Annotated in this window: 8 protein-coding genes; 4 read left to right on the forward strand and 4 right to left on the reverse strand. The window is 54.7% G+C overall.

Going from position 1 to position 12,925, the window contains the following annotated elements; genetic code table 11:
• Nucleotides 1–2 precede the first annotated feature (2 nt).
• Nucleotides 3–773: a pimeloyl-ACP methyl ester esterase BioH gene (gene bioH, locus OGY35_RS07140; RefSeq protein WP_286631819.1), complete on the reverse strand. Its 771-nt coding sequence runs from the start codon at nt 771–773 to the stop codon at nt 3–5.
• 37 nt (nt 774–810) lie between these two features.
• On the opposite strand from bioH, the gene gntX reads away from it, so the two are divergent.
• The 3 genes from gntX (at nt 811) to gntT (ending at nt 3,778) form a co-directional block, all read left to right on the forward strand.
• On the forward strand, nt 811–1,494 hold the full coding sequence (gene gntX / locus OGY35_RS07145) for a DNA utilization protein GntX (protein WP_286631821.1): 684 nt from the start codon (nt 811–813) through the stop codon (nt 1,492–1,494).
• Between the two features lie 58 nt (nt 1,495–1,552).
• On the forward strand, nt 1,553–2,128 hold the full coding sequence (nfuA, locus tag OGY35_RS07150; RefSeq protein ID WP_042998432.1) for a Fe-S biogenesis protein NfuA: 576 nt from the start codon (nt 1,553–1,555) through the stop codon (nt 2,126–2,128).
• A 333-nt stretch (nt 2,129–2,461) separates the two neighbouring features.
• Nucleotides 2,462–3,778, forward strand: coding sequence for a gluconate transporter (gene gntT / locus OGY35_RS07155; protein WP_152400304.1), 1,317 nt, complete (start codon nt 2,462–2,464; stop codon nt 3,776–3,778).
• A 131-nt stretch (nt 3,779–3,909) separates the two neighbouring features.
• Here the strand turns inward: gntT and malQ are convergent, their stop codons facing one another.
• Both malQ and malP read right to left on the reverse strand, forming a co-directional pair.
• Nucleotides 3,910–5,994 (reverse strand): 4-alpha-glucanotransferase, encoded by a 2,085-nt coding sequence (malQ, locus tag OGY35_RS07160; protein WP_286631823.1) that lies wholly within the window; start codon nt 5,992–5,994, stop codon nt 3,910–3,912.
• A 9-nt stretch (nt 5,995–6,003) separates the two neighbouring features.
• Nucleotides 6,004–8,397 carry a maltodextrin phosphorylase gene (gene malP, locus OGY35_RS07165; RefSeq protein ID WP_286631824.1) on the reverse strand — a complete coding sequence of 798 codons (2,394 nt, stop codon included), beginning with the start codon at nt 8,395–8,397 and terminating at the stop codon, nt 6,004–6,006.
• Nucleotides 8,398–8,994: 597 nt separating this feature from the next.
• Here malP and malT point away from each other — a divergent pair.
• Nucleotides 8,995–11,700 carry an HTH-type transcriptional regulator MalT gene (malT, locus tag OGY35_RS07170; RefSeq protein WP_152400310.1) on the forward strand — a complete coding sequence of 902 codons (2,706 nt, stop codon included), beginning with the start codon at nt 8,995–8,997 and terminating at the stop codon, nt 11,698–11,700.
• A gap of 28 nt (nt 11,701–11,728) precedes the next feature.
• On the opposite strand, the gene OGY35_RS07175 is transcribed toward malT, so the two are convergent.
• A complete protein-coding gene (locus tag OGY35_RS07175; RefSeq protein WP_152400312.1) occupies nt 11,729–12,637 on the reverse strand; it encodes a LysR family transcriptional regulator in 909 nt (302 codons plus the stop codon).
• Nucleotides 12,638–12,925 lie beyond the last annotated feature (288 nt).

The following is a 12,925-nucleotide window of genomic DNA, read 5'->3' on the forward strand; positions in this document are numbered from 1 at the left end:
CGTTATAACTTTTGTTTCAGCGCCACCAGCGCCTGACAAAACGCATCAGGATGCGAAATAAACGGGGCATGCGCCGCCTTTGCAAAAATCAGCGACTCGCTCTCTGGCCACAGCGCATCAAGCAGTGGTACGACCTTGCGGGGAACAAGTCCGTCCAGATAGCCGTACAAACGCAGGAACGGCACTGTCAGCGATGTCATCGACTCGCGCAGATCAACCGTCTTGAGGATCTCCAGCCCCCCGTTCAGTACAGCCACTGGCGGCATTGGCAGCGCCAGTACGGTTTTTTTCAGCGCGCGGGCATCCTGACGCGCTGTTTCCGTCCCCATCGTTTGTAATGCCAGAAAACGCTCCACCGTCCGCTGAAAGTCTTCGCTGAGCTGTTGCTGGAATCCCGCCAGGACATCGGGTTTGATCCCCGGCCACGCGTCACGTGCGCTGAAACAGGGTGAGGACGCTACGGTCACCAGTGCCTGAACGCGCTCGGGATGGGTTAATGCCACCTGGCTTGCCACCAATCCACCAAGACTCCAGCCAAGCCAGATAGCTTTCTCTGGTGCCTGATCCAACACACGCTCTGCCATCTCTCCAAGCGTCATGGCCCCAAACCCCTGGCTGCGGCCAAAACCTGGTAAATCGACCAGATGAAGCGTGAAATGCGAGCTCAGTTCCTCGCTAATGCAATGCCACACTTCGGCGTTAAGTCCCCATCCGTGCAGCAGCACAAGATGACAATTTCCCTCACCACGGGTCTGCCACCAGATGTCATTCATCAGTTACTGTTCTCTTTTCGCCAACAAGGATGAACCTATGCTAACAGTACCGGGATTATGCTGGCTATGCCGAATGCCGCTGGCGCTCAGTCGTTGGGGGATCTGTTCCGTCTGTGAACGCGCGGTGCGTCGGCATGAACCGCTCTGCCCACGATGCGGACTCCCCTCCGTGCATCCCACGCTTCCCTGTGGACGCTGTCTGCAAAAACCACCGCCCTGGCAGCGACTGATTACCGTCAGCGACTACACCCCGCCGCTCAGTACACTTATCCATCAGCTTAAGTTCTCCCGACGCAACGACATTGCCCCCTCGTTGTCACGCGTTCTGTTGCTGGAGGTGTTACAGGCGCGCCGTATGACCAGGCTGCCCCTGCCGGACAGGCTGATCAGCGTCCCCCTCTGGCAACGCCGCCACTGGCGCAGAGGATTTAATCAAAGCGATCTGTTGTGTCAGTCGCTGTCTCGTTGGTTAGGCTGTCCCTGGGACAGTCGGAGCGTCACGCGCATTCGCCCCACCGCCACTCAGCACCATCTCAGCGCCAGATTGCGCAAGCGTAACCTGAAAAATGCCTTTCGCCTTGAATTGCCGGTGAAGGGACTCCATATGGTCGTTGTGGATGATGTCATCACGACCGGGAGTACCGTCGCGGAGATCGCGCAGCTGCTTTTACGCAACGGCGCGGCGACAGTCCAGGTATGGTGCCTGTGTCGAACCTTGTAGAGCCTCGATGATGGGCGTATTATAACCAACTAAAATAGTCAACTATTAGGCCATTACTATGATCCGTATTTCCGATGCTGCACAAGCGCACTTTGCCAAACTGCTGGCAAATCAGGAAGAAGGGACACAAATCCGTGTATTTGTGATTAATCCCGGTACGCCTAACGCTGAATGTGGTGTTTCTTATTGTCCGCCGGACGCCGTGGAAGCAACCGACACCGCCCTGAAATTTGACCTGCTGACCGCTTATGTTGATGAACTGAGTGCGCCCTATCTGGAAGACGCTGAGATCGATTTTGTGACCGATCAGTTGGGCTCTCAACTGACGCTGAAAGCGCCGAACGCGAAAATGCGTAAAGTGGCTGACGATGCGCCGCTGATGGAACGCGTGGAATATATGCTGCAATCGCAGATTAACCCGCAGCTTGCCGGTCACGGCGGTCGTGTTTCTCTGATGGAGATAACCGACGAAGGCTATGCGATTCTGCAGTTTGGCGGCGGCTGTAACGGCTGTTCCATGGTCGACGTGACCCTGAAAGAAGGGATCGAGAAGCAGTTGCTGAACGAGTTCCCGGAGCTGAAAGGCGTTCGCGACCTGACCGAACACCAGCGCGGCGAACACTCTTACTACTAAGTTCTCTGCTCGTGTATTGCCCGATAAGCGCAGGCGCCATCGGGCAATATGCAATCTCGCGCGCCCTCTCAACATATTCTGCAACATCCTCTCCGATAATTTGACCTGCCTCGCATAATTTAAATTTTGCCTGTCGGGGTGATTCTCAATCACCATATGTTACCCGTATCATTCATATGGGCACCAAACACACACTTAACATCCGACTAAACTAGACAGTTTTAAGGGTAATCCGTCGAGGTGCTGTTACGTCGCTGTTCCCGGTTGGGACAAACGTAGTTTGTCGTCAAAACATTGACGTTACCCATAACAAATTGAAAGGCCAGGTAAATCATGCCATTAGTCATCGTTGCTATCGGTGTAATCTTGTTATTACTCCTGATGATCCGCTTCAAAATGAACGGTTTCATCGCTCTCGTCCTGGTGGCGCTTGCTGTTGGATTGATGCAAGGAATGCCGCTGGATAAAGTCATTGGCTCCATCAAAGCTGGCGTTGGCGGCACCCTGGGGAGTCTTGCCCTGATTATGGGTTTTGGCGCCATGCTGGGCAAAATGCTGGCAGACTGCGGGGGTGCGCAACGTATCGCCACCACGCTGATTGCAAAATTTGGTAAGAAACACATTCAGTGGGCCGTAGTATTAACGGGGTTCACCGTCGGTTTTGCACTGTTCTATGAAGTGGGCTTCGTGTTGATGCTGCCGCTGGTCTTTACCATTGCGGCTGCCGCCAACATTCCGCTGCTGTATGTCGGTGTACCGATGGCTGCAGCGCTCTCCGTGACGCACGGTTTTCTGCCGCCGCACCCGGGTCCAACCGCTATCGCCACCATTTTCCATGCGGATATGGGTAAAACCCTGCTGTTCGGTACGATTCTGGCGATCCCGACCGTAATTCTGGCGGGTCCGGTCTTTGCCCGCTGCCTGAAAGGCATTGATAAACCTATTCCGGAAGGTCTGTACAGCGCGAAAACCTTCACTGAAGAAGAGATGCCGAGCTTTGGCGTCAGCGTCTGGACTTCACTGGTTCCCGTGGTGCTGATGGCGATGCGCGCCATTGCAGAGATGATCCTGCCGAAAGGCCACGCCTTCCTGCCCGTTGCCGAGTTCTTCGGTGACCCGGTGATGGCAACCCTGATTGCGGTGCTGATCGCGATGTTCACCTTCGGTCTGAACCGCGGTCGTTCGATGGATCAGATTAACGATACGCTGATCTCTTCCATCAAAATTATCGCGATGATGCTGTTGATCATCGGCGGTGGCGGCGCGTTCAAGCAGGTACTGGTCGACAGCGGCGTGGATAAATACATTGCGTCCATGATGAACGAAACCAATATCTCCCCGCTGCTGATGGCGTGGTCTATCGCTGCTGTTTTGCGTATCGCGCTGGGTTCGGCTACCGTTGCCGCCATTACCGCGGGTGGGATTGTCGCACCGCTGATCGCCACTACCGGCGTCAGCCCTGAGCTGATGGTTATCGCCGTTGGTTCCGGTAGCGTCATCTTCTCTCACGTGAACGATCCAGGCTTCTGGCTGTTCAAAGAGTACTTTAACCTGACGATCGGCGAGACCATCAAGTCCTGGTCGATGCTGGAAACCATTATCTCTGTCTGCGGCCTGATTGGGTGTCTGCTACTGGGAACGGTGGTTTAACCGAAACGCCTTGTAGGCCGGATAAGGCAAAGCCGCCATCCGGCAATATTCACCAGAATGGCCTGATGACGCTGCACTTATCAGGCCTACATGTTGTCACCATAAAAAAGCCGGGGAAATCCCCGGCTTTTTCATTTCTTCTTCGCAGCCGCTTTTCGCCGCTTATCCAGATCCTTAATCAGCTTGTTCACCCGTTCATCGGCAAACATCGCTTCAAGCGTGGCGGAAAGCTTACGACGCCAGTTTTTGTACTGCGAACTGGTCCCCGGAATATTGACCGGCTCCGCCATATCCAGCCAGTCTTCCGGCTGCAACCCTAATAACGCGCTATTACTGTCGGCAATATAACGCTGCATACCCCGATTGAGCGTCGGCGTCATCGCCATCAGCGAGGCCTTATGTCCGACCCGTTTTGGCAAACAGCCGTACTTATGCAGCGCATCTAATAGCCCCTGCTTCGCCCGCTCACGGTCCTGATACAGTCCGCGCAGCACCACGTCATCAGGGTAGAGCCCCAGCGCTTTACCGAGCGTCAGGTCGCCGCTGTCCCAATAGCCTTTGAGCGTAGGAAGATCATGCGTCGTCGCGACAGCCATTGATTGTTCCGGATACGCTTTCGGCGCACGGTAGTTCTTCTCATGGTCGTTCTCGAAATAGAGCACTTTGTAAGAGTACACGCCGCAGGTTCGCAGCTTGCCAACAATCTCCACCGGAACGGTACCCAGATCTTCACCAATCACCATGCAGTGATGACGCTGACTTTCCAGCGCCAGAATCGACAGCAGGTCGTCAACCGGATAGTGAACATAGGCACCGTGGTCGGCGGTTTCACCGTAGGGGATCCACCACAGGCGCAGCATCGACATGACGTGGTCGATACGCAGCGCGCCGCAGTTTTGCATATTCGCCCGCAGGAGTTCGATAAACGGCTCATAGGCGCGCGCCGTGATGATATGCGGATCCATCGGCGGCAGCCCCCAGTTCTGACCAAGCGGGCCGAGGATATCCGGCGGCGCGCCAACGGAGGCTTTCAGGCAATACAGCTCACGATCGCACCAGGTTTCCGAGCCACCTTCCGCCACGCCCACCGCCAGATCGCGATATAGGCCAATCGGCATCTTAAAGCCCTGACTGGTCTCCCAGCAGGCGGCAAACTGAGTGTAAGCCAACCACTGCAGCCAGAGCCAGAAATCCACCTCATCACGATGCGCGTGACAGAATTTTTTCACCTCCGGCGAATCAATCGACTGATAAACCTTCGGCCAGACCGGCCAGCCCCAGCGCAGTTCGTCCTCTTTCACCTGATGAGCATGCAGCGCATCAAACGCCGCCTGCCAGTACAGGCTATCGCCTTCCTGAGCCACGAACGCCCGGAACGCCGCCATCTGCTCATCGTCGCGCGCGGCAAATCCTTTCCACGCCATGCGCAGCGCCGTCATTTTCAGCGCGGTGACGGTGGAATAATCAACCCATTCAGCGTCCCGCGCCTGTTGCAACGCTTGCTGCGTGGCGGGTTTCTGCCACCAGGCCTGCGCCTCTTTGCTCAGGCGAAAATCGTCTACAGCATTCACGTCGATGTAAATGACGTTCAGCCAGCGGCGCGAGGACGGGCTGTACGGACTGGCGCTCTCCGGGTTTGCCGGATAGAGCGCGTGGATCGGGTTGAGGCCGATAAACGCCCCCCCACGCTTCGCCACATCCGCCAGCATCGACTTCAGATCGCCAAAGTCGCCAATCCCCCAGTTACGCTCTGAACGCAGCGTATATAGCTGAACACAGGCCCCCCAGAGTTTCTGGCCATTCAGCAGCGCCTGCGGCTCATAGCAGCGTTTTGGCGCCACAATGACGCGGCAATGGTGGCGCTGCTCATCCTGCGTCAGGGTCAGCGTGTGATAGCCCAGCGGCAGCTTTGTCGGCAGAGTAAAGGATTTACCGCCAGTGGCATGCCCCTTAAACTGATCCCCCTCTTCGGTGGTCAACAGCCAGTTGAATTCACCGTGTCCTTCCACCGCCAGCGGCATCTTTTTGCCTGCGGTGTAGACCATCACATTCGGCACCGGCGTCACCGCCACTTTTGTGGCGGCGGTACGGTGCATAGCATCCAACAAACGTCGCTTGGTTTCGGCACCAATTGACTGCGGTTTGCCGTGGGCATTGATATAATTGGGACTGATCCCGGCCGCCAGCGCGGCATTGTCCAGACGTTTGTTATCCATCGCGCTTCCTTAGCGTTTCGCCTGCCAGATTCGGGTCTGATAATCGCGAATGGAGCGATCCGAGCTGAACATACCGCAGCGCGCGGAGTTCAGGATCGCCGCACGCGTCCAGGCCTCCTGGTCACGATACAACACATCCACCTGTTTCTGCGCCTCGACATAGGCCGCAAAGTCCGCCATCACCAGATACGGATCGCCACCCTGTTTGCCTATACTGTGCAGCATCTGGTCAAAGGCGTGCTTATCACCGCCGCTGAATTTCCCGCTTTCCAGTTCTTTCAGCACGGCATCGAGCACTTTATCCTTCTTGCGCCATTTCAGCGGATCGTAAACTTTGGCTTTCAGCGCCTTCACCTCTTCCACGGTATGACCAAAGATAAAGATATTCTCGTCACCCACTTTCTCGGCGATTTCCACGTTCGCGCCGTCCAGCGTACCGACCGTTAGCGCGCCGTTGAGCGCCAGCTTCATGTTTCCGGTACCGGAAGCCTCTTTCCCCGCCGTGGAGATCTGCTCGGAGATATCCGCCGCCGGAATCAGCATTTCTGCCGCCGACACGCAGTAATCCGGCAGGAACACCACTTTCAGCTTGTCGCCGACTTTCGGGTCGTTGTTGATGGTTTCTGCCACCTTGTTAATGGCAAAAATGATGTTTTTCGCCAGGTAGTAACCCGGAGCCGCCTTCGCGCCAAACAGGAAGACGCGCGGCACGCGGTCTGCCTGCGGGTTTTCGCGGATCTCTTTATACAGCGCCAGGATATGCAGCAGGTTCAGGTGCTGACGCTTGTACTCGTGCAGACGTTTAATCTGAATGTCGAAAATCGCCTGCGGGTTAATCTCAATCCCGGTGCGGACCTTCACAAACTCAGCCAGACGCACCTTATTCGCCTGCTTGATATCACGCCAGGTCTTGCGGAACTTGGCATCGTCGGCGTATTTCTCCAGGTTGATCAACTGGTCGAGATCGTTCGCCCACTCTTTCTTCAGCGTTTTATCAAACAATGCGGCCAGTTCCGGGTTGCACTGCTTGATCCAGCGACGCGGCGTGATGCCGTTGGTCACGTTATGGAACTTGTTCGGCCACAGCTTGTGATATTCCGGGAACAGATCCTTCACCACCAGATCGGAGTGCAGCGCAGCAACGCCATTGACCGCAAAGCCGCTGACCACGCACATGTTCGCCATGCGCACCTGTTTGTCGTGGACCACCGCCAGCTTCGCCCAAACCTGTTCGTCGCCAGGCCAGGTTTTATCGACCCGCTTCTTAAAGCGATCGTTAATCTCTTTGATGATCTGCATGTGGCGCGGCAGCAGCGCTTTCACCAGTTTCTCATCCCAGCACTCCAGCGCTTCTGGCATCAGGGTGTGGTTGGTATAGGCGAAGGTTTTGCTGGTGATTGCCCAGGCGTCATCCCAGCTCATCTGGTGTTCGTCAAGCAGCACACGCAGCAGTTCCGGAATTGCAATCGTCGGGTGAGTATCGTTCAGTTGAATGACTTCGTAATCCGCCAGTTCATGCAGCTTGCGGCCCGCCAGATGATGGCGACGCAGAATATCGGCCACCGAACAGGCGCACTGGAAGTATTGCTGCATCAGACGCAGCTTCTTACCTGCCGTGTGGTTGTCGTTCGGGTAAAGCACTTTGGTCAGTTTATCGGCATCGATCCCCTGCTGTTCCGCACGCAGGAAATCGCCGTCATTAAATTTAGTCAGGTTAAACGGATGCGCATGAGTGGCCTGCCACAGACGCAGCGGTTGCGCCACGCCGTTACGGTAGCCCAATACCGGCAGATCCCACGCCTGCCCGGTAATCACAAAGCCGGGTTCCCAGCGACCGTCTTTTGTCACCTTGCCGCCAATGCCGACCTGCACATCAAGCTGCTCGTTATGACGGAACCACGGATAGCTGCCGCGATGCCAGTCATCCGGCGCTTCCATTTGCTGACCATCGGCAAACGACTGACGGAACAGGCCGTACTGATAGTTCAGACCGTAACCGGTGGCAGATTGACCCACCGTCGCCATCGAGTCCAGGAAGCAGGCGGCGAGACGACCCAATCCCCCGTTGCCCAACGCCGGGTCAGTCTCCTCTTCCAGCAGATCGGTCAGGTTGATGTCGTGCGCTTTCAGCGCGTCGCTCACCGCCTGATACCAACCCAAATTAAGCAGGTTATTCCCCGTCAGACGGCCAATCAGGAACTCCATAGAGATGTAGTTCACATGGCGCTGGTTTTTCGCCGGTTTCGCCACAGGTTGCGCACTGAGGAGTTCCGCCAGTGCACCACTGACGGCGTGCCACCATTGACGGGTCGTCATCTCGTGAGCTGACAGTAAACCGAAATGCTGCCACTGACGCGTCAGGGCAGCCTGAAATTGCTCTTGATTGAAGGTAGGCTGTGACATAGGAATTCCGGGTCCTTTGGTAAAAAACAACGTTATCGCTAGTTTGCCAGGCTCAATGTTGACCTTCCTCATCCCACTCTTGATTAGGCAGGGAGGAGTAGTGGGGATGAGCGAAAAAGTGTGATCGCCGCCACTTAAAGGTAGCGTACGGAATGAGGATTGGTGACGATTTCGCCGCACTAAAGATAAGGTCAACGCCGGGCGACGGCAAATTTCAGAAAGCACTCATCAGGTATATGTTAATGGAGAAATAGTTTCTAACCTGAAATATCAAAAGGCTGTCGGAATAATCGTACTGATATTAAATTCCTGTCGCGTTATAGGGCCACTTTCGCTAAAAAAGGCAAAGAGCGTAGGGATAAAATGACCCTATTTCACACCGTAGAATCTCCCCTCCAACCCAGACTGTTTGCGCCTTGCGCGCGATTGAAAGCGGTTTCTGTCATAGTTATAAAGATTTGTGACAGAGTGCAAATTCAGAAACACAAAAAGACCTCTTAACTTGCAATAAGGTGTTTTCTGGCCGACCTTATATCTATTAATTACGAAGCGCAAAAAAAATCGCAGTCCCCCATTTTCCACAGTGAAGTGCTAACTATGTTGATTCCGTCTAAACTCAGTCGTCCGGTTCGACTCGACCATACGGTGGTTCGTGAGCGCCTGTTGGCTAAACTTTCCGGCGCGAACAATTTCAGGCTGGCTCTGGTAACAAGTCCTGCAGGTTATGGGAAGACCACGCTCATTTCACAATGGGCTGCCGGGAAAAGTGAGCTCGGCTGGTACTCGCTGGATGAGGGAGACAACCAGCAGGAGCGTTTTGCCAGCTATCTGATTGCCGCGGTACAGCAGGCCACCAACGGTCATTGCACCACCAGCGAAGTGATGGTGCAAAAACGTCAGTATGTCAGTCTGACCTCGCTTTTCGCGCAGCTCTTTATTGAGCTGGCGGAGTGGCATCGCCCGCTGTATCTGGTCATCGACGATTACCACCTGATCACTAACCCGGTGATTCATGAATCCATGCGCTTCTTCCTGCGCCACCAGCCTGAAAATCTCACGCTGGTGGTGCTGTCGCGTAACTTGCCGCAGTTGGGGATTGCCAACCTGCGCGTGCGCGATCAGCTTCTGGAGATAGGCAGTCAGCAACTGGCCTTTAATCACCAGGAAGCAAAACAGTTTTTTGACCGCCGTTTATCCTCCCCCATCGAAGCCGCCGAAAGCAGTCGGATGTGTGACGATGTGGCGGGCTGGGCGACGGCATTACAGCTCATCGCCCTCTCTGCGCGGCAGAACAACCACTCTGCGCACCAGTCGGCACGCCGTCTGGCAGGCATTAACGCCAGCCATCTCTCGGATTATCTGGTCGATGAAGTGCTGGACAGCGTCGATGTCAGCACCCGTCTCTTTCTGTTGAAAAGCGCGGTGTTACGCTCAATGAACGACGCGCTGATCGTTCGTGTGACCGGTGAAGAGAACGGTCAGATGCGACTGGAAGAGATTGAGCGCCAGGGGCTTTTCCTGCAACGGATGGATGACACCGGCGAATGGTTTAGCTACCACCCGCTGTTTGGCAGCTTCTTGCGTCAGCGCTGCCAGTGGGAACTGGCGACAGAGTTACCAGATATCCATCGCGCCGCCGCGGAGAGCTGGATGGCGCAGGGCTTCCCCAGTGAAGCCATCCACCACGCGCTGGCGGCGGGCGATGCGCATATGCTGCGTGATATCTTGCTTAACCACGCGTGGGGATTGTTTAACCACAGCGAACTGGCACTGCTGGAAGAGTCGTTAAAAGCGCTGCCGTGGGAAAGCCTGCTGGAAAATCCGCGTCTGGTGTTGCTTCAGGCCTGGCTGATGCAGAGCCAGCATCGCTACAGCGAAGTGAACACCCTGCTGGCCCGTGCTGAACAAGAGATTCAGGGGGTGATGGACAGCACGCTGCACGCCGAATTTAACGCGCTCCGCGCTCAGGTGGCGATCAACGACGGTAATCCTGATGAGGCCGAGCATCTGGCAAAACAAGCGCTGGATGAGCTGCCCATCGCCTTGTACTACAGCCGTATTGTGGCGACCTCGGTACACGGCGAAGTGCTGCACTGTAAGGGCGATCTCTCTCGTTCTTTAACGCTGATGCAGCAGACCGAACAGATGGCGCGTCATCATGATGTCTGGCACTACGCGCTCTGGAGTTTGATCCAGCAAAGTGAAATTCTCTTTGCCCAGGGATTTTTGCAGGCCGCCTGGGAAACTCAGGAGAAAGCGTTCCAGTTGATTAAAGATCAGCATCTGGAACAGTTGCCCATGCACGAGTTCCTGGTGCGCATTCGTGCCCAACTGCTGTGGGCGTGGGCGCGACTGGACGAATCGGAAGCCTCTGCGCGCAGTGGCATCGAAGTGCTCTCCGCCTTTCAGCCGCAGCAGCAGCTACAGTGCCTGGCGCTGCTGGTGCAGTGCTCGCTGGCCCGTGGCGATCTGGACAATGCCCGCAGCCATCTTAACCGTCTTGAGAATCTGCTTGGCAACGGTCACTACCATAGCGACTGGATCTCAAACGCCGACAAGGTTCGGGTGATCTACTGGCAAATGACCGGCGATAAAAAGTCGGCCGCCAACTGGCTGCGCCAGACACCGAAACCGGAGTTTGCCAACAACCACTTCCTGCAAGGCCAGTGGCGCAACATCGCCAGAGCGCAAATTTTGCTGGGCGAATTTGAACCCGCCGAGATAGTCCTGGAAGAGCTGAATGAAAACGCGCGCAGCCTGCGTCTGATGAGCGACCTGAACCGTAACCTGCTGCTGCTTAACCAGTTGTACTGGCAGGCCGGACGCAAAAATGACGCTCAGCGCGTACTGCTTGATGCCCTGCAATTAGCCAATCGCACCGGATTCATCAGCCATTTCGTGATTGAAGGTGAGTCGATGGCGCAACAGTTACGCCAGCTTATTCAACTGAATACATTGCCGGAACTGGACCAGCACCGCGCGCAGCGCATTCTGCGTGAAATCAACCAGCATCACCGCCACAAGTACGCCCACTTTGACGAAGGCTTTGTGGAGCGCCTGCTGAATCATCCGGAAGTGCCGGAGCTTATCCGCACCAGTCCGCTGACGCAGCGTGAATGGCAGGTCCTGGGGCTGATTTATTCTGGCTACAGCAACGAGCAAATCGCTGGCGAACTGGCGGTGGCGGCAACCACTATCAAGACGCATATCCGTAATCTGTATCAGAAACTCGGCGTGGCGCACCGTCAGGATGCGGTACAACACGCACAGCGACTGCTGAAAATGATGGGTTATGGGGTGTAGCGTCACCGGTTTTTCGCTGGCGTTAACCTCACATATGTTCTGACGCGAACTGATGCGCCTGGCAGGTAATGAATTCCGCAAACGCCGTGACGCCAGGTGCAGGATGCCGTCCCTTCGGGGTCACCAGATAAATTGCCCGTTCCAGCGCCAGATCTTCAAACGGCAAAATCACGATATCTTTATGGTTGAACTGGAACAGGGTTAAGCCGGTCGTAATACTGATCCCGTAATTGGCAGCAATCAGGCCCATCATCGTAGTGAGCTGTCGAACTTCCAGTTGATAATCAAAACTCATGGCCAGATTTTCACAGAGCTTATCGGTGTACTGCCGAATACTGGTCCCAACGCTGAAAGCAATAAAGGGATAATCGCAGACCTGACTGAGCGATACCGAAGATTGTTGTGCCAGAGGATGTTCGCGATGACAGAGCAGATAAAATTTATCCGAGAACAATAGCGTCGAATCGAACGTGGTCAGCGAGGGTTGCCCGGCGGTTAATGCCATGTCCGCCTGACCATCCAGCAATGCCTTCAGACAGCGATCCCACTGGGTGTCGATCAGTTTCACATTACTTTGTGGCACCTTCTTACTGTATTTCACCAGGATTTCAGGTAGCCACTCCACCGCCAGCGAAGGCAACACCGCGAGGGTGATATCGTTGCTGTTTCCCGCCACCCGGTCTTTGATTTCACCCACGGCATCGTCGTGGCTCTGAACAATATTGCGCGCCAGATCGAGAAAATGAATGCCATCCGCATTCAACAATACTCGCCGCGTATCTCTGTCGAATAGCCGGTAGCCAATTTCCTCTTCCAGTGATGCAATCAGGGTACTAAACGCGGGCTGAGAAAGGTTAAACCGCCGGGCCGCCTGAGTAAAACTATCAGCCTCACTTAATATTAAAAAAGCCCTGAGTTGCTTAATCGAAAGATTCATTTCACACTCCTGCCATCGGAATCATTAATTATTTTATCGGTTTTTAAAATGAATAAAAGGCAGTTAATTTCTTTTTATGACCCACCCCACATTAACCACATTTTAATTTCGATAAACGAGTTCACCCCCACTAAAGTCGTTTAAGCATAACAAACTCAACACCCTAAATAACCCTCTGTTTATAAGGTTATTTTTATATCCAAACAAAATTGCTATAGCGTTATTTTTATTTCAAATAATAGCATTAAGCCTTGCGTCAAATGACTCCATCGGATTTACAAATTAGTA

This window comes from Citrobacter sp. Ct235, assembly GCF_030332305.1.
Taxonomy (GTDB): domain Bacteria; phylum Pseudomonadota; class Gammaproteobacteria; order Enterobacterales; family Enterobacteriaceae; genus Citrobacter_A; species Citrobacter_A telavivensis.